Here is a 23,269-nt window from a genome sequence, read left to right as displayed (position 1 = left end):
TGCCACCCTGGCCTTCCAACCCTCAAATGAACGGAGCAAGAACATGAATGCATCGAACAGGATCATCAATACCGCTTTTGCGAGCCTGCTTGCGCTCGGTTTGAGTGCGGCCGGCAGCCAGGCGATGGCGGCCAAGGGCGACACCGAAAAATGCGCGGGCATCGTCAAGGCCGGCAAAAACGATTGCGGCACCAGCAAGTCGGCCTGTGCCGGCAGCATCAAGACAGACAACGAGGCGGAAGCCTGGATCGCGCTCCCCAAGGGCAGTTGCGAGCGCATCGCCGGCGGCCACATCGTCACTGCCGCCTGGGCCAAGCCCGGCGGCGCCAAGTAAACAACGCTGCTTCGATCCCTCTCCGGCGGCGACGCGGAGAGGGACTATCCGGGCAAAGGAGGCAACACATGGAACTGACCATGAACCAAAGCGCGCGCGTGAATGCGATCGGCACAGCGACCGCAATCGCCAGGAATGCGGTTCGTATCGCCGAGGGCTGGCTTGCGCCGGTGCTCGATCTCGCCATCCGCATCTGGGTCGGCATGGTGTTCTTTCAGTCCGGCCTGACCAAGATCCTGAGCTGGGACACGACGCTGGCCCTGTTCGAGAACGAATACGCGGTGCCGTTGCTGCCGCCGCAACTGGCCGCGTACATGGGTACCGCCGCCGAGTTGGTACTGCCGGTTTTTCTGGTTCTCGGCCTCGGCGGCCGGCTTTCAGCCGCCGCGCTGTTCGTGTTCAACATCATCGCCGTGGTTTCGTATCCGGATCTCGGGGAAGTCGGCCTCAAGGACCACCAGTACTGGGGCCTCCTGCTGCTCATTCCGCTGTTGCACGGCCCCGGAAAAATTTCAGTCGATCATTTTCTGCGCCGCCGCCTGTTCTGATCCGGCTGGCGTCACGCTACCAGAAGGAATGCAGCCATGAACGCAATCAATGCCAGCGAACAACGCGCCATCTCGATGCGATTGCTCGACGGACAGCGTGCCGTGATCACCGGTGCCAACTCCGGTATCGGAGAGGGCGTCGCCCGCGGTTACGCCGAAGCCGGCGCGCGGGTCGTCGTCAACTATGTCGCCGGGGAAGAGCGCGCGCAGCAGATCGTTTCCGAAATTCGCTCTGCTGGCGGCGAAGCCATCGCCATCCGCGCCGACGTAAGCAACGAAGCAGAGGTCAAGGCCATGTTTGCCCAGGTGATAAACACCTGGGGCAGCGTCGACATCCTGGTCAACAATGCCGGCCTGCAGCGCGACGCGAAGATCCACGAAATGTCGCTCAAGGACTGGGAACTGGTGCTTGCCGTGAACCTCACCGGCCAGTTCCTGTGCGCCCGCGAAGCCGTGTGCGAATTTCTGCGCCGCGGTGTGGTGGCGGAAATTTCGCAGGCCGCCGGCAAAATCATCTGCATGTCCTCGGTGCATGATGTGATCCCCTGGTCCGGCCACGCCAACTACGCCGCCTCCAAGGGCGGCGTGTCGATGCTCATGAAGACCATGGCGCAGGAATTGGCGATGCACAAGATCCGCGTCAACGGCATTTCGCCGGGCGCCATCAAGACCCCGATCAACACCGCAGCCTGGGCCACGCCGCAGGCGGAAGCCGAGCTGCTCAAACTGATTCCCTATTACCGCGTCGGCGAAACACGCGACATCGCGCGCGCGGCGGTATGGCTTGCCTCCGATCAGTCGGACTACGTCAACGGTGCGACGCTGTACGTCGATGGCGGCATGACGCTGTATCCGGAATTCCGCGAGGGGGGCTGATCATGAGCCTCGCGCAAACCACGGTACAGGCGCAGCAATCGCGCGCCTGGCGCGAATGGCTGCACACTTTCGCGCTGCTCGCGGCAGTGTCGCTGATCCTGCTGGCCGGCAGCGCCTTTGCCGGTGCCCGCGAAGTGAAGGGCTTCGTGCTGACGGTTTCCGATCTTGACCGCTCGGTCGCGTTTTTCGAGCAGGCGCTCGGATTCCGCAAGACCGGCGAACGTACGACTGCGGATCGCGACTACGACTATGTCACCGGTGTTTTCGGCACCCGCGTGCGAACGGCGTCGTTGCAGCTCGGCGATGAAACGATCGAGCTCGACCAGTATCTCGGACCCGCCGGCAAGCCGGTCCCGGTCGACAGCCGCGCCAACGACCTCTGGTTCCAGCATTTTGCGGTCGTGGTATCGGACATGCAGAAGGCCTATGAGCATGTCTCGCGCTTTCCGATTCAGGCGATTTCCAGCGCCCCGCAGACCCTACCCGAGTGGAACAAGGCAGCGGCTGGCGTCAAGGCTTTCAAGTTCCGCGACTTCGACGGCCATCCGCTGGAGCTGCTCTATTTGCCGCCGGACAAGGGCCCGGCCAGATGGCATCGCGACGACGCGCTGTTTCTCGGGATCGACCACTCCGCCATAACCGTTTCCAGTACCGATCGCAGTTTCGCTTTCTACCGCGATTTGCTTGGCCTAGTTGTGGTCGGCGCAAGCCTGAACTCGGGCGAAACCCAGGAGCAGCTCGATAACGCCTTCGGTGCGGTAGTACGCGTAACGGGATTGCGCCCGCGGGACGCAAGCGGCCCCGGTGTGGAGTTTCTGCAGTACCTCACGCCCGGCGGCGGACGTTCGACGCCCGCGGATGCCGGAGTCAACGATCTGGTCGCCACCCGGACGGTCATCGAGGTGGACGACCTCGACGAGTTGGTCGCCAAGTTGCAGCACGCGGACGTCCGCTTCATATCGCCTCGCGCCGTGGAAGTGAAAGACCAGCCATACCGCAGACAACTCATGGTCCGCGATCCCGACGGCCACGCCGTATTGCTGGTTCAACCATGAGGGCCACGGGTCCAGCCATGAGATACGACGCGATCATCATCGGTTCAGGCGCCGGCGGTTCGGCCGCCGCTTACCATCTGACACAGACCGGCAAACGCGTGCTGCTGATCGAGCGCGGACCGTCGCTGCCGAAGGACGGCAGCACGCTCGATGCGTACCAGGTGATTCGTCACGGAAAATTTCTGGCGCGCGAACCCTGGCTGGATAGATTCGGCCGCACCGTCGTACCCGAAGAACACTTCAACCTTGGCGGCAAGACCAAATGGTATGGAGCCGCGCTGCTGCGCTTTGCCCCCGAAGAATTCGAAGTCGACGCAAGTCACCAATGCCGCGGCTGGCCGATCGGCTATGACGATCTTGAACCGTTCTACGAGGAAGCGGAAAACCTGCTCGGGGTGCGCCAGTTTCCGGTGGAGGCGGACATGCGCAAGCTGGCGGACGGCCTGCACAGGCAAGACCCCCATTGGCGCATGCGGCCGCTCCCGCTGGGACTGTCCGCCGACATCCTGAACCATCCTTACGAAGCAGCCCATTTCGACGCCTATGCGTCGGTTCGCGGATTGAAAGCCGATGCCGAGAACCGTTTCCTGGACCGCGTGCGCGATCGGTCCAACCTGCAGATTCTGATCGGCAGACAGGTGACAAGCCTGCTCCCCGGTGCCGGCGAACCGACTCGCATCAGCGGCGTGGTTTGCGATGACGGCAGCCGCTTCGAGGCCAGCGCCGTACTGCTGGCCGCTGGCGCATTGCACAGCCCCCGCCTTCTGCAGACCTACATGGAATCCGCCGGACTCTCGCACAGTCTGCCGGCTTACCGGCAGGTGGGGCGCAATTACAAATCGCACATGCTCACCGCGATGCTGGCGCTATCGCACCGCAAAGTGCACGACGTGCTGTGCAAAACAGCACTGCTGATTTCGGATCGTTTTCCGCACAGCAGCCTGCAGACACTGGGCGGCGGCCTCGCCGCCGATATCATCTCCGCACAGATGCCCGGCTTCATACCGAAACGCCTGAGCGACATCGTCGGCAATCGTGTCTACGGATTGTTCTTGCAAACCGAGGACGGTTCGCATCCCGATAACCGCGTCGTGGTGCAGCCCGGCGTGAGTCCGCGGCTCGACTACGATGTCGAACGTCTGCCTTCCGCGCGTGACGAACACCGGCGCTTCGTGCGCGCGCTGCAACGGCAGCTCATTAGGCTCGGCTATTTCCCGCTCACCAAGGCGATACCGCTAAGCGGCACGGCGCACGCTTGCGGAACACTCATCGCCGGCCACAGTCCGCAAACCTCGGTGGTAGACGCCGTCGGCAAGGTTCACGGCATGGCGAATCTCTATGTGGTCGACGGCAGCATCCTGCCGCGCTCGAGCCGGGTCAATCCGGCACTCACCATCTACGCCTGGGCTTTGCGCGCGGCGCAGCGACTTGGCGAAACGCGTGCCATCACGCGCGACGAGATGCACGCGGCGGAATCCGTCGCCTGATGCGGAACTTCAGAGGAGACGACATCATGAATTCCCCGCAGGCACCACTGATTCGCTTCGGCAGGGAAATCTGCGGCGACATCGAACAGGCCGAGCGCCGCGAATGGTGGCTCGCCAATGGACTCGGCGCCTACGCGGCGGGCACGATCGCCGGCACGCTTACGCGCCGCTACCATGGCTTGCTGGTCGCGCCGGTCGATCCGCCGCTGGGTCGCCGTCTTGTCGTAGCCAAAGCCGACGCGACGCTGAGCGACGGCGTCGATAGCTGGCCGCTGTTCAGCAACCGCTGGGGGGGCGGCGTGATTGCGCCCGCGGGACATCTGAATATCGAATCCTTCGAACTCGACGGCCGCATTCCGGTATGGCGTTTTGCCTGCGCTGGTCTGCGTGTCGAGCAGCGCATCTGGATGGAACAAGGCGCCAACACCACCTATGTCGCTTTCCGCCTGCTGCCCGACGGCGGTGAACCGCAACGGCCGCTGTCATTGAACATCAAGCTGCTCGCCAACGCGCACGACCATCACGGCAGCGCGCGCTCCGGGGAATTCAATCCCGTGATCGAATCCGGCGGTGCCGACCTCCGGGTGCGCTTCCCGGACTGGTTCGCGCTCACGCTGCGCGCCCGTGGCGGCATCATTCACGGCCGGCACGAATGGTATGAAAACTTCGATCTGCCGGCGGAGCGCAGCCGCGGCCTGGCCGACCGCGACAATCATCTTTGCGTCGGCGAGGCCGCCCTGCAGCTGCTCCCCGGCGAATGGGTGGGCGTGGTAGCCAGCCTGGATGCCAATCCTTCGCCGTATCTCGATGAAGCGTTGCGCCGCGCCAGAGCGGCGGACGCCGGCAATCTCAAACGGGCGCGCGTGCAGGTACCCGAGCTTGCGCAAGCGCCGGCATGGGTCGATCAGCTCACGCTTGCGACCGCGAGCTTTATTTTTGCGCGCCCGCTTCCGGAAGCGCCCGACGGAGAATCGGTGATCGCCGGTTATCCCTGGTTCGGCGATTGGGGTCGCGACACGATGATCGCGCTGCCGGGCCTGACGCTAGCCAGCGGACGCTTCGAAACTGCGCGCCGGATCCTGCAAACTTTTGCGCGCTTCGTCGACCAGGGCATGTTGCCGAATGTCTTTCCAGGTGCCGGAGACAAACCGGATTACAACACCGTGGACGCGGCGCTCTGGTACATCGAGGCCTGGCGTGCCTACGTGGATACCACGCATGACAAGGCCGCGCTCAAAGATGCCTTCCCGGTGCTCGAATCGGTCATCGAATGGCACATCAGGGGAACCCGCTACGGCATCGGCGTGGATGCGTCCGACGGACTGCTGCGCGCCGGCGCGCCCGGCGTGCAATTGACATGGATGGACGCCAGGATCGGCGACTGGGTGGTCACGCCGCGCGCGGGCAAACCAGTGGAGATCAATGCGCTTTGGTTCAACGCCCTCGAATCCATGGTGCAATTTGCCGACCTGCTGAAACTTTCCCGCGAGCCCTACCGCACGCTCGCTTTGCAGGTCAGACAGGCCTTCCAGCGCTTCGTGAATGAGGATGCCGGCGGCCTCTATGACGTGCTCGACGGGCCGAACGGGGACGACCCAAGCGTGCGGCCGAACCAGATCTTTGCCGTGAGCCTGCCCTTTTCTCCGCTCGATCGAGTGATTCAGGAAAGGGTGGTTCGCCAGTGCGGCGCTGAGCTGCTCACCTCTTACGGCCTGCGCTCCCTGACTCCTTCGCATGCCGACTACAAACCGTATTACCGCGGCGGCGTCCGCGAGCGCGATTCGTCGTATCACCAGGGACCGGCCTGGGGCTGGTTGCTCGGCCACTACGCGTTGGCCGAATTCCGCGTGTTCGGCGATGCGCAAAGCGCGCAAGCGCGACTCGATCCGTTACGCGATCACTTGCTGGATGCCGGCCTGGGCACGGTCAGCGAAATCTTCGACGGCGGCCCGCCGCACGCACCGGGCGGCGCACCCTCGCAGGCCTGGTCGGTGGCTTGCACGCTGGAAGCCTGGTGGCTCCTGGAAAAAGCGAAGAAACAATCTGCCACAGAGGACACAGAGAAAGGCACCTCACCCCCCGCCCTCTCCGCTTACGTGGAGAGGGAGCCAAAGGCAGTGATGCGAGCGTGACTTCCTCTGTATCCGACACCCTCTCCGCCCGCTTGCGGGGGGAGAGGGATGGGGAGAGGTGGGTGTCCTTTGTGGCTAACAATTTTCTATTTGGAGCGAAACCATGAACGCAACGCTGAACGCGGAACGGCAACGACTGGAGGCGCAACACGAAGGCCGCGAGGACTGGCGGCTATGGGGGCCTTACCTTGCCGAACGCGCCTGGGGCACGGTGCGCGAGGATTACAGTGCAGGCGGCACCGCCTGGGAGTATTTCGATCACGATCAGTCGAGAAGTCGCGCCTATCGCTGGAACGAGGATGGCCTCGGGGGCATTTGCGACGAGCATCAGCGCCTGTGCTTCGCGCTCGCCATATGGAACGGCAAGGATCCCATCCTCAAGGAGCGCATGTTCGGCCTGACCGGAAACCAGGGCAATCACGGCGAGGACGTCAAGGAGTTCTACTTCTACCTCGACGCCACGCCCAGCCACAGCTGGATGCGCTATCTCTACAAATATCCGCAGGCGGAGTATCCGTACGGATGGCTGGTGCGGGAAAACGCGCGTCGCTCCAGACAGGAACCGCCGTTCAATCTGCTGGACACCGGCGTGTTCGAAGACAGCCGTTACTTCGATGTCGAAGTCCGTTATGCGAAGGCCGGACCGGACGAGATTCACATCCGGATCATCGCCACCAATCACGGACCGGAGGCCGCACCGCTGCACCTGCTGCCGCAGTTATGGTTTCGCAACGACTGGTCCTGGGGCGATCCGGTGGACAAACCCGTGCTACGGGATATCGCGGTGCCCATGGGCGCCCGGTGGGCGGTGCAAGCCGACCACCCCACGCTGGGCACTTACCATCTTTATGGCCGGCACCCCGCGCAGGTGCTTTACACGGAAAACGAGAGCAATGCCGAGCGCCTTTGGAATGTTTCCGGCACAACGCCTTACGTGAAAGACGCATTCCACCGTCGCGTCGTCAATGCCGAGCAAGCCGCGGTCAACCCGGAACTGTCCGGCACCAAGTTCGGCGCCTGGCATGTCGTTACGCTCGAGCCCGGTCACTCGGCGACCATCGGCATGACATTGTCGCGCCAGCCGCTCGTCGATCCTTTCGGCAAGCGCGAAGTCACCTTCGCGAAACGCGAGGCGGAAGCCACGGTGTTCTATGACCAGCTGCTGCCCGAGGGCGACACCCAGGACATGAACATACTGCGCCAGTCGCTGGCGGGCATGATCTGGAGCAAGCAGTTCTTCCACTTCGATGTCGCGCGCTGGCAGGATGGAGATCAATTGCCGCCGCCCGCGAACCGCAAGGTCGGACGCAATCGCCGCTGGCGCCACATGAAGGCCGCGCATGTCGTGTCCATGCCGGACAAATGGGAATACCCGTGGTTCGCCGCCTGGGACCTGGCTTTTCATTGCGGCGCATTGGCGCTGGTCGACGTGGATTTCGCCAAGCAGCAGATCGAACTGCTGCTCACCGAACACTTCCTGCACCCCAACGGCCAGATTCCGGCGTACGAGTGGTCCTTCGACGACGTCAATCCGCCGGTGCTGGCGATGGCCGCGCTGAAAGCTTTTCGCGCCGAGAGGGTGCAGCGCGGCGAAGGCGACATCGGCTTCCTGCAACGCGTGACCCACAAGTTCCTGATGAACTACACCTGGTGGCTCAATCGCAAGGACGCCGACGGCAACAACGTGTTCGAAGGTGGTTTCCTCGGACTGGACAACATTTCGGTGTACGACCGTTCACAGCCGCTGCCCGCCGGGTTCAGCCTCAAACAAGCCGACGCGACCGGCTGGATGGCGATGTTCGCATTGAACATGACCATGCTGTGCCTGGAACTGGCGGCCTCCGATTCAGACTACGAAGATCTTGCCATCCAGTGTTATCTGCAGTTCCTCGGCATCGCCAACACCATCGCCGGCGGCAGCGGCATGGGCATATCACTGTGGGACGAACAGGACGGCTTCTTCAAGGACGTAGTGGTGGGGCCGGACGGCAGTGCGCAGCGCATCGACGTGTTTTCCTGGGTCGGTCTGATTCCGTTGTTCGCCTGCGAAATCGTCGATCAGCGTCTGCTCAAGGCGGCACCGCGCTTCGAAGCGGTGATGAAGGCGCATCGCTACGGGCTGTTCGACGGCCACTACGTTTCCGAGTGCCCGACCAAGACCAATGCCCGCGGCGAACACCTGCTGGCATTGGTCGACGCCGAAAAACTGCGGGCCATCCTCAAGCACCTGCTGTCCGAGAACGAGTTCCTGTCGAACTATGGCGTGCGCGCCGTGTCGCGCGTGCACGCTGAACGCCGCGACCTTGGCGTCATCCAGGGCGTCGGCCGCGCGCTCATCGAGTACGTGCCGGGCGAATCCAACTCCGGCCTGTTCGGCGGCAATTCCAACTGGCGCGGGCCGATCTGGATGCCGACCAATTACGTGCTGGTGCAGGCCATCGAGCGCTACTACCGCTTTCTCGGCGACGGCTTCAAGGTGCGCGCGCCCTGCCTGGGCGACCGGGAAATGAACCTCAACGAGATCTCCAAGCTGCTCTCGGACCGGCTGGTGAACATCTTTCGCCGCGGACCCGACGGACGCATTCCCGCATTGCCCGGGAACAGTCCGTTTCAGACCGACCCGGCCTGGAAAGACCTGTTGCTGTTCAACGAATATTTCCACGGCGAAAACGGTCTCGGCCTGGGCGCGATGCATCAGACCGGGTGGACCGGACTGGTCGCCAACCTGGTGCAGCGCCGCTACCGCGCCGACATCCCGAGCTACTGGCGTCAGCAGCAGGCACAGCAGCCCGCAGCCCGGGCGACGAGGAAGAAGGCGGTCGCGTGAAGTCCGGGGACTACCACTGGCCGGAATATTTCCTCGAAGCGCTCGGTCTCGGGCTGTTCATGCTGTCGGCCTGCGCCTTCACCGCCTTGCTGGAGCATCCCGCCTCGTTCGCCAGGCAGGCGGTACCGGACCCGTTCACGCGGCGCGCGCTGATCGCGCTGGCCATGGGGCTGACGGCGATCGGCCTGATCTATTCACCGCTGGGCAAGCGTTCCGGCGCGCACCTGAATCCGGCCGTCACGGCGACGTTCTGGCGGCTGGGAAGAATCCACACGCGCGACGCGATGTTCTACACACTGTTCCAGTTTGCCGGCGGCACCGCCGGCGTCGTGCTGTTTTCATTCCTGTTCGGCACCGCGGTCATTGCCGACGCGGCCGTGAACTACGCCGTCACCGTGCCGGGAATGGCCGGCCGCTGGCCGGCTTTTCTCGCCGAGGCACTCATTTCCGGCGGCCTCATGTTCACGGTGCTGACGGTATCGAACAGGCCGGCGCTGAATCGCTACACCGGCCTGTTCGCCGGAGTGCTGGTTGCATTGTTCATCGTCTTCGAGGCACCGCTGTCCGGAATGAGCATGAACCCGGCGCGCACCTTCGCGTCCGCCCTGCCGGCACGGGTCTGGACCGATGCGTGGATCTACTTCCTGGCGCCGGTGGCCGGCATGCTGATCGCGGCGGAACTCTATCTGATGACCCGCGGCAGGAGCGCCGTGCTGTGCTGCAAACTGCACCACGAAAACGACAGCAGGTGCATATTCCCGTGCCGCTATCGCGCGCACCAGTCGCCTGCAGCCGCATGAACGCGGCATGCCGGCAGATCCAGGAGTCATGATGAAACGCGCAGCGGCAAGCGTCCATTCCACGCAGATCGGCAATCTCATGTCCGCATTCGCGGACGCGTTCCGCGCGCTCGAGCGTTCGTTCGGTCCGCTGCTCGATCTCGCGATCCGGCTGTGGGTGGCGGAAGCATTCTTCGTTTCGGGCCTGCTGAAAATCACCGGCTGGGAAACTGCGCTCTACCTGTCGGCCAACGAATATCCGGTTTCATGGCTGGATCCCGTAGCCGCTGCGGTCTTCGGCGTCGTCGTCGAACTCGCGGGCTCGGTGTTGCTGGCGGCGGGACTCGCGACTCGCCTGGCGGCGGCTCCGATGCTGGCCCTGGCGCTCGTGATCCAGTTCAGCTACCGCGCGCTCGACACGCAATTGTTGTGGGCCGCATCGCTGGCGTGGATCATGCTGCGCGGCGCCGGGCCGCTGTCGTTCGATCATCTGCTCAAGCGCGGGACGGGCGACACCGCGATTCCGTTCGCTGCGGGAATCGTGCGGATTTTCGACTGGATCACGCGGCGCATCTTTCCCGTCTATCAGCTGGTGCTGCGAGCCTGGCTGGCCATGGCGCTTGTCGTTGCCGCCCACGCATCGCCCGCCGCCGGCATTGCCGTTGCGGACTGGCTGCCGATTGCCAGCGCGCCGCAACTGCCGAGAGGCATTGCAGTTGCCTGTGCATTGCTGCTGGCAACCGGCTTCGCGACCCGTTTCACCGCCATCGCGCTGGCTGCGGCGGCCATCGCACTGACCGTGATGGACCCGAGCCTTGGGCCGGACTGGCGTTGGGCAATGGCGCTCGGCCTGTTCCTCGCTTTCGGCGCAGGGCCGCTTTCGCTGGACGCCCTTCTCCACAGGCGCCTGCGCGGCGTGTTCCCGCAACTCGCCGGCAAGCCTGCCTTCTCCATCGAAGGCTTGCCGCGCGTGGTCATCGTCGGCGCTGGTTTCGGCGGGCTCGCGTGCGCGCAGGCGCTGCGCCAGGCAAGGGTGCAAGTCACGCTCATCGACCGCAACAACTATCACCTGTTCCAGCCGCTGTTGTACCAGGTGGCCACGGCAAGTCTGGCGCCGGGTGATATCGCCTCGCCAGTGCGCGGATTGTTCCGCGAGCAGTTCAACGCCCGGGTGCTGCTCGGAACGGTGACTGCCGTGGATACCGCGGCGCGCAAGGTCATGGTCGGTGATCTGCAGATTGCTTACGACTTCCTGGTGCTGGGCACCGGTGCCTCGCATAGTTATTTCGGCCGTGATGACTGGGCGGCGCATGCGCCCGGGCTCAAGCGCATCGAAGACGCAACCGACATACGCAGGCGTGTGCTCACCGCGTTCGAGCGCGCGGAGGCCTGCGAAGACGAATCGGAACGCCGTGCCTTGCTGACGTTTCTCATCGTCGGCGGCGGACCGACCGGCGTTGAACTGGCCGGAGCAATTTCGGAACTCGCGCGCTTCGGCATGGACAAGGACTTTCGTCGCTTTGACCCGGCGGCGGCGCGCGTAGTGCTGGTGCAGGCGGCGCCGCGAATACTGCCCACATTTCCGCAAGCTCTTTCCGAGAATGCAAAACGCTCGCTGGAGAATCTGGGCGTTGAGGTCCAGACCGGCAGCCGGGTGGAAACCATAGACGAGCTGGGTGTGACTGTGAACAGCAAGCGTGTCGCCGCACGCACCGTATTGTGGGCGGCAGGTGTGGTCGCCTCGCCCGCGGCAACATGGCTGGGCACGGAAGCCGACAACGCCGGCCGGATCAAGGTCGGCGCGGACCTGTCGGTGACCGGACTGCCGGAAGTCTTCGCCATCGGTGACACGGCGTACTCGACCGCGTGGAATGGCCAACCCGTGCCTGGATTGGCGCCGGCCGCCAAGCAGGGCGGCTTGTATGTTGCATCGGTAATCCGCTCGCGAATTGCCGGGCGAACGCCGCCACGACCTTTCCGCTATCGCCATCTCGGCAGCCTGGCCACCATCGGCCGCAAAGCGGCGGTAGCCGACTTCGGTTCGGTACGTTTGTCCGGAGCCGGGGCCTGGTGGCTCTGGGGCATGGTGCACGTCGGCTTCCTGGTAGGCGTGCGCAACCGGATGTCGGTGATGTTCGACTGGTTCTGGGCCTATCTGACCCTGCGTAGCGGCACGCGCCTGATCACCGGCGCGCCGCTGATCGCGGCCGCCCCGACCTCACCCGCTCGGCCGCGGCTGGAAACGGCGGCGATGTAATGTAAGGAATCCGGGCTTGCTTCTACCAATCAGGCAAAGCCGGCAAAACGGCGAACCGGACCAATACAATGAAAGCGCGGGGGACATGACGCACAGCGTACTGGTGATCGAAGACGATCAAGACATTTCCCAGTTGGTCAGGCTGCATTTGCAGGACCTTCCCTGCCAGGTAAAGCTCGCCGCCGACGGCATCGTCGGCCTGGCCGAAGCGGAAGCGAAGGACTACGACCTGATCATCCTCGATCTCAAGCTGCCGGGCCTGGACGGCCTGGAGGTTTGCAGGCGGTTGCGTGGGCGGGGTACCTACACCCCGATCCTGATGCTGACGTCGAAATCTTCAGAACTGGACCGCGTGCTGGGTCTGGAAATGGGCGCCGACGATTACCTGACCAAGCCGTTTTCGGTGCTCGAACTCACCGCACGGGTCAAAGCGATCCTGCGGCGCATGCGCGCAGTCCCCAATGCCGGAATCGCAGAGGCGGGCAACATGGTCCGTGCCGGAGCGCTCTCGCTGGATCTCGAGCGCCACTGCGTCGCGCTCGACGGCAAACCGGTGACGCTGACTGCGCGCGAATTCGACCTGCTCGTGCATTTCGCCCGCCATCCGGGGCGGGTGTACACCCGCGACCAATTGCTCGACCAGGTGTGGGGATACCAGCACAGTGGGTATGAACACACGGTGAATTCGCACATCAACCGCTTGCGCGCCAAGATCGAACGCGACCCGCAGAACCCCGAATATATCCAGACGGTATGGGGAGTGGGCTACAAGTTCGCTGAACGTCAGTGACTGTTCACGATTTACCGCTTCGCTGATGTTCCGCACTCTTTACAGCAAGCTTGCCGGCGTCCTGCTGCTGCTTTTTCTCGCAGTCGGCACGGCGCTCGTGCTGGCGACTCTGCATTTCTTCGTCGCCTACAACCAGGAGGCGACCCAGAAGCTGAACCAGAAACTGGCGCATCATCTGCTCGAACAGAACCGGCTCATCACGCCAGAAGGCTACGACTCGGCGCGCCTGAAATCCCTGTTCGACATGCAGATGGCGATCAATCCATCGATCGAGATCTATTTGCTGGACAATGAAGGACGCGTGGTCGAATACTCGGCGGCACCGGGCAAGGTAAAGCTCGCGCAGGTCGCACTCGATCCCATCCGTCGGTTCCTCTCCGGCAACGCCCGACTGCCGATTCTGGGCAACGATCCACGCAACCCCGGCACCTGGAAGATTTTCTCGGCAGCGGCGATACCGGGGCCAAACGACGGTCGTGGATTTCTCTACGTCATCCTTGCGAACGAAGAACAGGACAGCATCGGCAGCCTCCTGGCCGGTAGCTACATCCTGCGGGTAACGGTGGGCGAAGTCGCGGTCGGCGTCCTGTTTGCCGTGCTCACCGGCATGTTGATATTCGCATTCATGACCCGCCGGCTGGAACACCTGGCCGAGGTCATGGCGAATTTCCAGCGCGGCGAATTTTCAACCGCGCCGGTTGCCGAACTACCCGCCGCCGGGCAAAACTCCGACGAGATCGACCGGCTGGCCGGCACCTTTCGCGAGATGTCGATCCGCATGGTCGACCAGGTGCGCGAACTCACGCACAACGATGTGCTGCGCCGCGAGCTGGTCGCCAACGTATCCCATGATCTGAAAACGCCGTTGGCGTCGCTGCAGGGATATGTGGACACCTTGTTGCTCAAGGACGGCAGCCTGAGCGACGAGGAGCGTCGTCACTATCTGCTTGTCGCTTCGCGCAGCGGCGAGCGTCTCGCCAAGCTCATCGGCGACCTGATCGAACTTGCCAAGCTCGATGCGCGCGAGGTCAAGTTGTCACGCGAAGCATTCCCCGTCGCGGAACTGATGCAGGATGTCATGCAAAAATTCCAGCTCCGGGCGGACCAGAAGCAAATAAAGCTGGCGGTCAACTTGCCGAGGAATCCGCCGTTCGTGTGCGCCGATATCGGCCTGATCGAACGTGTGCTGGAAAACCTGATCGGAAACGCGATTGCGCATACCAGTGCCGGCGGCAGCGTAAGCCTGGATCTGAAATCGAATGTCCAACACGCCGTCGTCGCAGTCGCGGATTCGGGCTGCGGCATCCCTGAAGAGGAAATTCCGCACATCTTCGATCGCTTTTACCGTGTCAACGACGATCAGCGCGCGCGCGGCGAGCATGCCGGTCTGGGTCTGGCCATCTCCAGGAGCATTCTCGAACTGCATGAGAGCCGCATCGATGTTGCCAGCCGCCCGGGAGTCGGCACCGAGTTCCGCTTCACGCTGCCCGTGGCGCAGTCCGGTTCGCTCGAGTGCGCGGCATGAGTTTCGCCTGGGTGACAGCGGCCATTGCCAGCGTCAGCGTATTGTCGCTGACGCTGGCGTTTAATCTGATATTGCGATTGCGGCTCGGGCGATTGGCGGCCCAGTCAAGCCACTATGTTGCGGCGGCCGGGCTCGTTCCGCTGTTGCGCGGCGACGCTTTGGCGACCATTCGCGGTGGACTGGACGATCTGCATGCAGCGGCGGGCCGCTTGCAGGACCGTGTCGCCGAAGAAGTCAGCCGCCGCCGGCGGCTGAATGAGAACCTGCGCGAAACCGAGGAACGTTATGCCCTCGCCGTAAGCGGCGGGAACGACGGCATGTGGGAATGGAACCTGAAAACCGGCGCGGTATTTTATTCGCCGCGATGGAAAAGCATGCTCGGCAATGAAGGATGTGAGATAGGCGGCGGGATTGACGAGTGGCATTCGCGCATTCATCCCGAGGACCGCGAGCGCGCCCTGGCTGGTGTTGATGCGCATCTGCAGGGCCACAGCGTTCGTTTCGAGAACGAGCACCGTCTGCGCCATCGCGACGGCCGGTATCGCTGGGTATTGGTGCGCGCCCAGGCCGTGCGCCATGCCAATGGCACGCCTTACCGCATGCTGGGCCTGACCACGGATATTGCGTCGCGCCACCAGGTACAGCAGGTGTTGCTGGAGGTTGCCGACGGGCTGGCCGACCTTTCCGGGCAGGCGTGTTATCAGGCGCTGGTCGGAAAACTCGCCGATCTCATCGGCGTGAAAGAAGCCTTTCTGACCGAGTGCAGCAACTACCCCACGAACAGGTTGCGCATGCTCGCCTTCTGGATTGAGGGAAAATTCGCCGCCTGCGAGGAATTCGATCTGGCGAACACGCCCTGCCAGGAAGTCATCCAGAGCGGGCGAAGCGTATTCGTGCCCCGTCACGCAACCGCTCGCTGGCCGGAGGAACGCCGCTACGGCACCGAGGGATATCTAGGCCTGCCCTGCCTGGATACCAAAGGCAGGGTCATTGGCCACATCGCCTGCAAGAGTCGCGTCGAAATGCAGCCGGTGCTGCCGCACCATGCCATTCTCAAGCTGTTTGCGGTACGCGCATCGGTGGAGATGGAGAGGCAATGGCTGGGGCGCGAGCGCCGCGTCGGTTTTCCGACGGCCGCCGGGACCCCGTAAGGAACGCGCCGGCTGTTCGACCAAACGTGACGGATCGGTCCATCGGTCGATGCGAAACGCCGCCACGGAAAGGCCAGTCATGAACACACGCCTGCATCTGCTGCTGATTATCGCCGGCGCGCTGCTCGGCGCCGCACTGCTGCTGCTCGCCAGGTTCGGTCCGTTTTCCGCGGCCGCGCTGACGCAGGATCTGTGGCCGTGGCTGGCCCTGGTTTCGACGGCATTGATCGCCATTCACATCAGGCTGCGCATCCGTTTGTCACAGGCTTCGGAAAGCGCGAAAAGAACCCTGCTCGAACTGGACCAGCCGGTTCCCGGCGGCGGGTTGATGGCGCTCGCACAGGCGTTGCACGCGCTGTCGGAAAAGCTGAGCGAGAATCGCAACCAGCTTTCGCATGAAACCCGGCGGCGCGAGCAAGCCGAGGATCTGTTGCGCGAAAGCGAGGAACGCTACGCTCTGGCGGTGCGCGGCGCCGATGACGGTATGTGGGAATGGAACCTGCGCACCGACTCGGTTTATTTCTCGCCGCGCTGGAAGAGCATGCTTGGCTACGCCGACCACGAACTGGGAGATCGCATGGAGGAATGGCGCGCGCGCGTGCATCCGCAGGACGTCGACCGCGTTGTTGGCGAGCTGGATGCGCACTTGCAAGGCAAGACCGTACGGTTCGAAAACGAACATCGCCTGCTCCACCGCGATGGCCGTTATCGCTGGATTCTTGCGCGAGGAGCAGCGCTGCGCAATGCCGCGGGCAGGGCCTATCGCATGGTCGGATTGCATACCGACATTTCGGCGCGGAAACAAGTACAGGAGGCATTGCTCGAAGTGGCCGATGGCCTGTCGACGCTATCGGGCGACGAATGCTTCCGTGAACTGACAAAACGCTTCGCGGAAGTTCTGGGCGTGCGGGAAGCGTTCGTCTGCGAATGCAGCAACTATCCCGCCACGCGGGTGCGCATGCTTGCGCGCTGGAACCTGGGCGGATTCGCGAATTGCGTGGAGTTCGATTTGACCGGGACCGCTTGCGAAGACGTCATACAGCAAGGCAAGCAAGTGTTCGTACCGGGCAACGTCGCGGCGCGCTGGCCTCTGGAAAAGACCTTCGACCGGGAAAGTTATCTTGGATTACCCTGTATTGATACGCAAGGCAGGGTGATCGGGCACATCGCCTGCGCGGACGGAAAGGAAATGCGCCAGGAACTCCCCCATCTGGCGATCCTGAAGATTTTTGCGATCCGCGCGGCTGTTGAATTGGAGCGCAGAATCCTCGAGCGGGAACGGCTCAGTTTCCCGAAAGCGCTCCATCCGGAAAACACCTCGGCGGTTTTGCACTGACGCGGCTGTGATCCAATCCGGGCGTGGTCCAATCCGGCGGATTCGAATCGAGAGCACTGGAGGGGCGGCAATCGCCCCTCCACGATGCAGCAACTGCCGGTATTACTGTATCGAGAGCTTTTTGGCGGATGCAACTGCCTTCTTCGGTAACCTCAGCACCAATACGCCCTCGTTGTATTTGGCTTCCGCAGAAGCTTCATCCACATCCTGCGCCAGCCTGAAGGCGCGATAGGCCTTCCCGTAGAAACGCTCGGAACGCAGAACCTTTTCGCCCTGCTTGTCCTGCTTGTTGTGCTTTACTTCAGCCGTGATTGCCACCTGATTGCCGTCGATGGTGACGTTGATGTCTTCCTTTTTCACCCCGGGAATCTCGGCATGCACGGTGTAGGCACCGTCGTCTTCCGCGACATCCATGCGTACTTGGACTGCTGGCGGGTTGTCGGACGCCATCGGGCGCAGGAAGAAGCCTCTGAAAAGATCGTCGACGCTTTCGTCAAAGGGGTTGTATCGGGTCAAATTTGCCATGGTCTTGTCTCCTGGTTTAGGTGCGGGCGTTCAACGCCCTTGGCGGCTATATGAGCGCCGTCGCGGCCATTTCAAGAGCGTCATTTACGCCTCTGTCGGTCGCCAGACTTGAGTTCTTGGGACAAAATCACTAGATTCAAGACCTCCCAGTCCAGTGGATCTCAGATGGCCGAACGCACCGGGCCCGGTGAACTCCAGGAACACCGCGCCTATCTCTACCGCTATGCCCTGCTGCAGGTGCGGGACGCCAACCGCGCCGAGGATATCGTGCAGGAAACGCTGCTCGCCGCCATCGAAGGCGGCGATCGTTACGCCGGACGCTCCTCGGTCAAAACCTGGTTGACCGGCATCCTGAAGCACAAGATCACCGATCTGTTCCGCAAGCAGTCGCGGGAGACGCAGGTACCGGATGCGCCCGACGGCGAAGACGAACGCGAGTTCGCCGACCAGTTCTTCGACCAGGCCCGCACCGACCACTGGCACACCTTTCCGCCGACGTGGGAAGATCCCGAGCGCTGTTTCGAGCAGAAGCGCTTCTGGGAAGTGTTCGAACGCTGCAACACCCAGTTGCCGGCGCAGACGGCGCGCGTATTTGCAATGCGCGAATTCATGGGCATGGACACGGGCGATATCTGTCAGGAACTGGGGATATCGTCGACCAATTGCTGGGTGATTCTTTACCGTGCGCGGATGAGTCTGCGGGAATGCCTCGAGGTGGCCTGGTTCGGCCCGGAAGAGCGGGTCCGTCCGGTCAAATGAACTCGTTTCGTTTTCCGTCGGTGCGTGCCCCGCGTCAACCTCGATGCTGACCTGCAAGCAAGTTTCCGAGCTGGTTTCCCATTCCATGGATCGCCGTCTCGGCTGGCTGGAGCGTTGGCGGATGGCGGTGCACCTGAAAGCCTGCGAGGGCTGCAGGAACTTCCAGCAACAGATTTCCTTCCTGCGCACGGCTTTTCGCAATCATCCGGTGATCAAGGACCGCGAGGATAAATAAGGAATTCGGCCTCGCCCACATCCAATTGTGCGGTTGTTGCGTACTTCCACTTGCGGCAGGCACCGACGGCCGTAACCAGGCAGATCGTCAATCACATTGGAAGGGGAATGAACCATGGAAGGCAGGAAAATCTTAGGCTTGGCGGTAGCGGCCTCCGCTGCTGCACTTTTCATTACGGGTTGTGCGAACATGGGCAGCGGCGGCGGCGGGACCGAGGCGAAGGTCGCCTGCAATGGCGGCAACTCCTGCAAGGGGCAGAGCGAGTGCAAGAGCGCGAACAGTTCCTGCAAAGGCCAGAACGCCTGCAAAGGCCAGGGCTTCGTGTCACTCACGCCGGATGAATGCAAAAAGGCTACCGGTCGCTCGTAATGCTTTAGTGCGGGAAGTCCGGTTCGCCGGACTCCCGCACTGAAGTGAAGGCTATGGTTTCTTGATGACAACGAATTCGGAACTGGGATTCGGGCTGGGCCTGCGCACCGACCATTACGAGTCGATTCTCGAGAGCCGCCCGCGCGTCGACTGGTTCGAAGCGCTCAGCGAGAACTTCCTCGTTCCTGGCGGCAAGCCCCTGTATTTCCTCGATCGCATACGCGCCGACTACCCGATGGTGCTGCATGGGGTGTCGCTTTCGATCGGCAGTACCGACCCCCTTGACCGCGATTACCTGAAGGCGCTGAAGCAGCTGGCGCAACGCGTGGAACCGGCATGGGTGTCCGATCATCTTTGCTGGACCGGCGTCGCCGGCAAGAATCTGCACGACCTGTTCCCGATTCCTTACACCGAGGAAGCGGTCGAGCATGTCGCCGCCAGGGTGCGCGAAGCGCAGGATTTCCTCGGCCGGCAGATCCTGCTCGAGAACGTTTCGAGTTACGTGACGTTCCGCGGGTCCGAGATGAGCGAATGGAATTTTCTATCCGAGATCGCACGACGCGCCGACTGCCACGTGCTGCTGGACGTGAACAACATCTACGTCAGCGCGTTCAACCACGGTTTCGATGCCCTTGAGTTCCTGAACGGCATCCCGGTCGAGCGCGTCCGGCAGATCCACCTTGCCGGCCACAGCCACTGCGGCACGCACATCATCGATACCCACGATGCCGATATCGTCGATCCTGTGTGGGATCTGTACGCAACCGCCGTTCGCCGCTTCGGCAACGTCGCCACCATGATCGAACGCGACGACCACATTCCGCCGCTGGCCGATCTGGTGACCGAGCTCGGCCGAGCGCGCGAGATTGCCGCGCACACCCTGCAAGCGAAAGCAGCTGCATGATTCGCCCGAAGCAGCTCGCCGTCACCGAAGCCCGTTTCCAGGACAACGTGCTGACCGGCGGGTGCGCCATCGACAGCCAGATCGAAGGCGACACCGCGGAATTCCGCAACACGCGGCTGGGAATCTACCGCAATGCCTATCGCCTGCGGCTGATCGAGGTTCTCGGCACCGACTACGAAGTCCTGCACGCTTACCTGGGCGACGAGCTTTTCGACGCCCTCGCCGGCGACTACATCGCCGCGCATCCCTCGACGTTTCGCAATGTGCGCTGGTTCGGCGGCAAGCTGGCGGAATTCCTGCGCTCCACGCCGCGCTACGCCGCACATCCGGTGCTGGCCGAGCTCGCCCAATTCGAGTGGTCGCTGGGACAGGCGTTCGATTCGCCGGACGAAGACGCAGTGCGCTTTGAAGAGGTTGCGGCCGTGGCACCGGAAGCCTGGGCGGAACTTCGCTTCAAACCCCACCTGGCCTTACGCTTGCTGGAGTTGCGCACCAACGCGGTCACGATCTGGAAGGCAATCGACAACGACGACAGTTCATTCGAGCCCGAAACCTTTGATGAGCCGGTAACCTGGGCCGTCTGGCGCACGCAGCACTCGCCGTTCTTCCGGTCGCTGGAAGCCGATGAAGCCTGGGCGCTGAAGGCCATGATTTCGCAAGCAGGCTTTGGCGAAATCTGCGCCGGGTTGTGCGAATGGGTGGCCGAAGAGGAAGCCGCGGCGCGAGCCGCCGGCATGCTGCGCGGCTGGGTCGAGGCAGGCTGGATCGCGGAGTTGCTGATCGCCCGCTAGCGGTCAGTGGTGATCGTGCCCGTCTGGGGGGCCCGCATCGCGATCGCGCACGACGACTTCGACCGCAACCCGGTGCGGGCGTTTGGACGCGTCCTCGACGGTCAGTTCCAACTTCAGTTTCTGTCCGGCCACCAGCGATTGCCTGAGGTCGAACAGCATGATGTGATAACCGCCCGGCTCGAGCTTGACCGTCTTGCCGGCAGGCAGCTCCAGGGACGGCACGGCCCGCATTCTCATCATGCCGTTTTCCATTTTCATCTGATGCACTTCCGCTGTCTCCGCCACCGCGCTCTTCGCGCCGGTCAAGTGCAGATTTTCGCGGGCAACGATTTTCATGTAGACCCCGCCGACCTTCTGTCCCGGCACCGTGGCTTTTGCCCAAGGCTCCCTCACCTGCACCAGATCGGCGGCATGGGCCGCGCCGACCAGGAGCCAGGCCAGCGCTATCGCGCCGAAATAACCGCGTCTTGCAGGGGAACTCTTCATATTGGAGTGAAATCGTCGATAGGGTGCATTGTTGCAGACGCATCGCTGCGCGGCAATCGGGAATGCGACAGGCGTCCTGTATAATTCGGGCGCTTCGCAATGATGAAATTTTTCGTCTTTCTCGCGCTTTTCACAAGCCATCTGGCGTTTGCCCAGGTTCCGGCCAGCGCCAACGCGTCCGGTCCGGCTCTGTCGTCGAAGTCGTATCTCCTCGTCGATTTTCAGAGCCGGCAAATACTGGCCGCGCGCAATCCGAACGAGCGCGTCGAACCGGCGTCGCTGACCAAGCTGATGACCGCGTATGTCGTCTTCGACGCCTTGCGCGAGAAGCGGATCACGCTGGTGCAGCCGTTCAGTGTTTCGGAAAAAGCCTGGCACGCACCGGGTGCGCGCATGTTTCTGACGGTCGCTGAAAGCGTACCGGTCGAAGCATTGCTGAACGGCATGATCGTGCAGTCGGGCAACGACGCCGCGATCGCCCTGGCCGAAGGTGTGGCCGGCACCGAGGAAGCCTTTGTCGACACCATGAACCGGGAGGCGGCCCGGCTCGGGTTGAAGAATTCGCACTTCGTCAACGCAACCGGCCTTCCGAATCCGCAGCACTATTCCACGGCATCCGATCTGGCCACGCTGTCGCGCGCAATCATCGAAGAATTTCCGCAATACTTCCCGATGTACAAGGTGCGCGAGTATCGCCATAACAACATCACGCAGTACAACCGCAACCGGCTGCTCGGGCGCGACCCCTTTGTCGATGGCCTGAAGACCGGTTATACCGAGAGCGCCGGTTTCTGCATGATTGCCACCGCGCAACGCAAGGACCGGCGCCTGATCGCGGTGGTGCTCAATGCCGGCTCGGAAAACGGTCGCGCCGTCGACGCCCAGAAATTACTGAACTACGGCTTCGAGGCTTTCGATACGGTCAAACTCTACACCGGCGGGCAGCCGATCCACCCGCTGCCGGTATGGAAAGGCAACAGCAGCGAATTGCAGGCGGGGCTGCCCAACGATTACTTCGTCACCCTGCCGAAAGGTTTTTCCGAACGGCTCAAGGCGACCCTGGAGAGCATGCAGCCGCTGATGGCGCCGATCCGCGCGGGAGATCGTGTCGGCACGCTGCGGCTGACTTTCGACGGCAAGCCCTTTGCCGAACAGAATGTCGTTGCGCTCGAAAACGTGGGCATCGCCAATCTTTTCATCCGCGGCTGGCATAGTCTGCGGCTGCTATACCGGGAGTTGTCCGGAGGAAAGCCGTGATCTATCTGAACGGCGAATTCATGCCGATCGAACAGGCGCGTATTCCGGTGCTCGATCGCGGCTTCATTTTCGGCGACGGCGTTTACGAGGTGATTCCGGTGTATTCGCGCCATCCTTTCCGGCTGGCCGAGCATTTGCGGCGCCTGCAGGACAGCCTGAACAGCATCAAGCTCGTCAATCCGCACGACGACCAAACCTGGATGCGCTTGATCAGACGTCTGGTGGAATTGAACAAACCGGAAGACCAGTCGCTCTACATGCATATCACGCGCGGACCGGCGAAGCGCGACCATGCCTTTCCGAAAGATATCACGCCGACCGTCTTCCTGATGAGCAATCCCCTGACAACCCCGCCGCGGCAACAGGTAATCGACGGCGTAGGCGCGATCACTGCGGTGGACAATCGCTGGCTGCGTTGCGACATCAAGGCAATCGCGCTGCTGCCGAACGTGCTGCTGCGCCAGGAGGCAGTCGAAGCCGGGTGCGTGGAAGCCGTACTGCTGCGCGACGGGTTCATGACCGAAGGCGCCGCCAGCAATATTTTTGTGGTCAGGGGCGGCGTCATGCTGGCGCCACCGAAAAACCATCTGATGTTGCCAGGCATCACTTACGACGTGGTGCTGGAATTGGCACGGGCGAACGGCATTCGCCACGAAGTCCGGGAAATCCCGGAAGCCGAACTGCGCAGTGCGCAGGAAATCTGGCTGACTTCCTCCACCAGGGAAGTGCTGGCGATTGCACGACTGGACGACGCGCCGGTCGGCAAGGGGAAGCCAGGCCCGATGTTCGCTCGGATGTATGCGCTTTATCAGGACTACAAGAACCAAGTCATGCGTTCGGGCTGAA

The 23,269-nt window shown here is 62.6% G+C and carries 22 protein-coding genes; 20 read left to right on the top strand and 2 right to left on the bottom strand.

The window, feature by feature from the left end:
* The first annotated feature begins 43 nt into the window (after positions 1-43).
* The 13 genes from HY067_17540 (at position 44) to HY067_17480 (ending at position 17,097) form a co-directional block, all read left to right on the top strand.
* A complete protein-coding gene (locus HY067_17540; GenBank protein ID MBI3529757.1) occupies positions 44-334 on the top strand; it encodes a DUF2282 domain-containing protein in 291 nt (96 codons plus the stop codon).
* A gap of 80 nt (positions 335-414) precedes the next feature.
* Positions 415-882, top strand: a complete 468-nt coding sequence (locus HY067_17535; protein MBI3529756.1) for a DoxX family protein — start codon at positions 415-417, stop codon at positions 880-882.
* A gap of 75 nt (positions 883-957) precedes the next feature.
* Positions 958-1,758, top strand: coding sequence for an SDR family oxidoreductase (locus tag HY067_17530; GenBank protein ID MBI3529755.1), 801 nt, complete (start codon positions 958-960; stop codon positions 1,756-1,758).
* 2 nt (positions 1,759-1,760) lie between these two features.
* The gene (locus HY067_17525) at positions 1,761-2,813 is read left to right on the top strand and encodes a VOC family protein (protein ID MBI3529754.1); all 1,053 of its coding nucleotides are present in this window, start codon (positions 1,761-1,763) and stop codon (positions 2,811-2,813) included.
* 17 nt (positions 2,814-2,830) lie between these two features.
* Entirely contained in the window at positions 2,831-4,300 is a 1,470-nt protein-coding gene (locus HY067_17520; GenBank protein MBI3529753.1) for a GMC family oxidoreductase, read from the top strand.
* A 26-nt stretch (positions 4,301-4,326) separates the two neighbouring features.
* Positions 4,327-6,432, top strand: a complete 2,106-nt coding sequence (locus HY067_17515) for a glycogen debranching enzyme family protein (protein MBI3529752.1) — start codon at positions 4,327-4,329, stop codon at positions 6,430-6,432.
* 103 nt (positions 6,433-6,535) lie between these two features.
* Positions 6,536-9,259, top strand: coding sequence for a glucosidase (locus tag HY067_17510; protein ID MBI3529751.1), 2,724 nt, complete (start codon positions 6,536-6,538; stop codon positions 9,257-9,259).
* Entirely contained in the window at positions 9,256-10,059 is an 804-nt protein-coding gene (locus HY067_17505) for an aquaporin (protein ID MBI3529750.1), read from the top strand. Before HY067_17510 ends, HY067_17505 begins: the two co-directional genes overlap by 4 nt.
* A gap of 79 nt (positions 10,060-10,138) precedes the next feature.
* Positions 10,139-12,295: an NAD(P)/FAD-dependent oxidoreductase gene (locus HY067_17500; GenBank protein MBI3529749.1), complete on the top strand. Its 2,157-nt coding sequence runs from the start codon at positions 10,139-10,141 to the stop codon at positions 12,293-12,295.
* An 85-nt stretch (positions 12,296-12,380) separates the two neighbouring features.
* Positions 12,381-13,085 (top strand): response regulator transcription factor, encoded by a 705-nt coding sequence (locus tag HY067_17495; protein MBI3529748.1) that lies wholly within the window; start codon positions 12,381-12,383, stop codon positions 13,083-13,085.
* Positions 13,086-13,110: 25 nt separating this feature from the next.
* A complete protein-coding gene (locus tag HY067_17490; GenBank protein ID MBI3529747.1) occupies positions 13,111-14,610 on the top strand; it encodes a HAMP domain-containing histidine kinase in 1,500 nt (499 codons plus the stop codon).
* Entirely contained in the window at positions 14,607-15,761 is a 1,155-nt protein-coding gene (locus HY067_17485; GenBank protein ID MBI3529746.1) for a PAS domain-containing protein, read from the top strand. Before HY067_17490 ends, HY067_17485 begins: the two co-directional genes overlap by 4 nt.
* A gap of 79 nt (positions 15,762-15,840) precedes the next feature.
* The gene (locus HY067_17480; GenBank protein ID MBI3529745.1) at positions 15,841-17,097 is read left to right on the top strand and encodes a PAS domain-containing protein; all 1,257 of its coding nucleotides are present in this window, start codon (positions 15,841-15,843) and stop codon (positions 17,095-17,097) included.
* Between the two features lie 102 nt (positions 17,098-17,199).
* Here HY067_17480 and HY067_17475 read toward each other — a convergent pair whose 3' ends face one another.
* Complete coding sequence (locus HY067_17475; GenBank protein MBI3529744.1) at positions 17,200-17,622, bottom strand: Hsp20/alpha crystallin family protein; 423 nt, start codon at positions 17,620-17,622, stop codon at positions 17,200-17,202.
* A gap of 165 nt (positions 17,623-17,787) precedes the next feature.
* Between HY067_17475 and HY067_17470 the strand changes: the two genes are divergently transcribed.
* From HY067_17470 to HY067_17450, 5 genes are all read left to right on the top strand, one after another.
* Positions 17,788-18,381, top strand: a complete 594-nt coding sequence (locus tag HY067_17470) for a sigma-70 family RNA polymerase sigma factor (protein ID MBI3529743.1) — start codon at positions 17,788-17,790, stop codon at positions 18,379-18,381.
* A 43-nt stretch (positions 18,382-18,424) separates the two neighbouring features.
* Positions 18,425-18,616, top strand: coding sequence for a zf-HC2 domain-containing protein (locus tag HY067_17465; protein ID MBI3529742.1), 192 nt, complete (start codon positions 18,425-18,427; stop codon positions 18,614-18,616).
* A gap of 114 nt (positions 18,617-18,730) precedes the next feature.
* Positions 18,731-18,985, top strand: a complete 255-nt coding sequence (locus HY067_17460; GenBank protein MBI3529741.1) for a hypothetical protein — start codon at positions 18,731-18,733, stop codon at positions 18,983-18,985.
* 64 nt (positions 18,986-19,049) lie between these two features.
* Complete coding sequence (locus HY067_17455; GenBank protein MBI3529740.1) at positions 19,050-19,889, top strand: DUF692 domain-containing protein; 840 nt, start codon at positions 19,050-19,052, stop codon at positions 19,887-19,889.
* Complete coding sequence (locus tag HY067_17450) at positions 19,886-20,680, top strand: putative DNA-binding domain-containing protein (protein MBI3529739.1); 795 nt, start codon at positions 19,886-19,888, stop codon at positions 20,678-20,680. The genes HY067_17455 and HY067_17450 overlap by 4 nt, the downstream gene beginning before the upstream one ends.
* Before the next feature lie 3 nt (positions 20,681-20,683).
* Here HY067_17450 and HY067_17445 read toward each other — a convergent pair whose 3' ends face one another.
* Positions 20,684-21,166, bottom strand: a complete 483-nt coding sequence (locus HY067_17445) for a copper chaperone PCu(A)C (GenBank protein ID MBI3529738.1) — start codon at positions 21,164-21,166, stop codon at positions 20,684-20,686.
* A gap of 102 nt (positions 21,167-21,268) precedes the next feature.
* Between HY067_17445 and HY067_17440 the strand changes: the two genes are divergently transcribed.
* Together HY067_17440 and HY067_17435 are read left to right on the top strand one after the other, a co-directional pair.
* Positions 21,269-22,423: a D-alanyl-D-alanine carboxypeptidase gene (locus HY067_17440; protein MBI3529737.1), complete on the top strand. Its 1,155-nt coding sequence runs from the start codon at positions 21,269-21,271 to the stop codon at positions 22,421-22,423.
* Complete coding sequence (locus HY067_17435) at positions 22,420-23,268, top strand: D-amino acid aminotransferase (protein MBI3529736.1); 849 nt, start codon at positions 22,420-22,422, stop codon at positions 23,266-23,268. The genes HY067_17440 and HY067_17435 overlap by 4 nt, the downstream gene beginning before the upstream one ends.
* The last annotated feature ends 1 nt before the right edge of the window (position 23,269 follow it).

Source organism: Betaproteobacteria bacterium, from assembly GCA_016194905.1.
Lineage (GTDB): Bacteria > Pseudomonadota > Gammaproteobacteria > Burkholderiales > JACQAP01 > JACQAP01.
The sequence above is the reverse complement of the archived record's forward strand: the minus strand, read 5'-3'. Positions and strand labels throughout refer to the sequence as shown.

Excerpts from the sequence above, each read along its gene's own strand:
- HY067_17540 (MBI3529757.1), top strand. The coding sequence starts at position 44 with ATGAATGCATCGAACAGGATCATCAATACCGCTTTTGCGAGCCTGCTT.
- HY067_17535 (MBI3529756.1), top strand. The coding sequence starts at position 415 with ATGAACCAAAGCGCGCGCGTGAATGCGATCGGCACAGCGACCGCAATC.
- HY067_17530 (MBI3529755.1), top strand. The coding sequence starts at position 958 with ATGCGATTGCTCGACGGACAGCGTGCCGTGATCACCGGTGCCAACTCC.
- HY067_17525 (MBI3529754.1), top strand. The coding sequence starts at position 1,761 with ATGAGCCTCGCGCAAACCACGGTACAGGCGCAGCAATCGCGCGCCTGG.
- HY067_17520 (MBI3529753.1), top strand. The coding sequence starts at position 2,831 with ATGAGATACGACGCGATCATCATCGGTTCAGGCGCCGGCGGTTCGGCC.
- HY067_17515 (MBI3529752.1), top strand. The coding sequence starts at position 4,327 with ATGAATTCCCCGCAGGCACCACTGATTCGCTTCGGCAGGGAAATCTGC.
- HY067_17510 (MBI3529751.1), top strand. The coding sequence starts at position 6,536 with ATGAACGCAACGCTGAACGCGGAACGGCAACGACTGGAGGCGCAACAC.
- HY067_17500 (MBI3529749.1), top strand. The coding sequence starts at position 10,139 with ATGTCCGCATTCGCGGACGCGTTCCGCGCGCTCGAGCGTTCGTTCGGT.
- HY067_17495 (MBI3529748.1), top strand. The coding sequence starts at position 12,381 with ATGACGCACAGCGTACTGGTGATCGAAGACGATCAAGACATTTCCCAG.
- HY067_17490 (MBI3529747.1), top strand. The coding sequence starts at position 13,111 with ATGTTCCGCACTCTTTACAGCAAGCTTGCCGGCGTCCTGCTGCTGCTT.
- HY067_17485 (MBI3529746.1), top strand. The coding sequence starts at position 14,607 with ATGAGTTTCGCCTGGGTGACAGCGGCCATTGCCAGCGTCAGCGTATTG.
- HY067_17480 (MBI3529745.1), top strand. The coding sequence starts at position 15,841 with ATGAACACACGCCTGCATCTGCTGCTGATTATCGCCGGCGCGCTGCTC.
- HY067_17475 (MBI3529744.1), bottom strand. The coding sequence starts at position 17,622 with ATGGCAAATTTGACCCGATACAACCCCTTTGACGAAAGCGTCGACGAT.
- HY067_17470 (MBI3529743.1), top strand. The coding sequence starts at position 17,788 with ATGGCCGAACGCACCGGGCCCGGTGAACTCCAGGAACACCGCGCCTAT.
- HY067_17465 (MBI3529742.1), top strand. The coding sequence starts at position 18,425 with ATGCTGACCTGCAAGCAAGTTTCCGAGCTGGTTTCCCATTCCATGGAT.
- HY067_17460 (MBI3529741.1), top strand. The coding sequence starts at position 18,731 with ATGGAAGGCAGGAAAATCTTAGGCTTGGCGGTAGCGGCCTCCGCTGCT.
- HY067_17455 (MBI3529740.1), top strand. The coding sequence starts at position 19,050 with ATGACAACGAATTCGGAACTGGGATTCGGGCTGGGCCTGCGCACCGAC.
- HY067_17450 (MBI3529739.1), top strand. The coding sequence starts at position 19,886 with ATGATTCGCCCGAAGCAGCTCGCCGTCACCGAAGCCCGTTTCCAGGAC.
- HY067_17445 (MBI3529738.1), bottom strand. The coding sequence starts at position 21,166 with ATGAAGAGTTCCCCTGCAAGACGCGGTTATTTCGGCGCGATAGCGCTG.
- HY067_17440 (MBI3529737.1), top strand. The coding sequence starts at position 21,269 with ATGAAATTTTTCGTCTTTCTCGCGCTTTTCACAAGCCATCTGGCGTTT.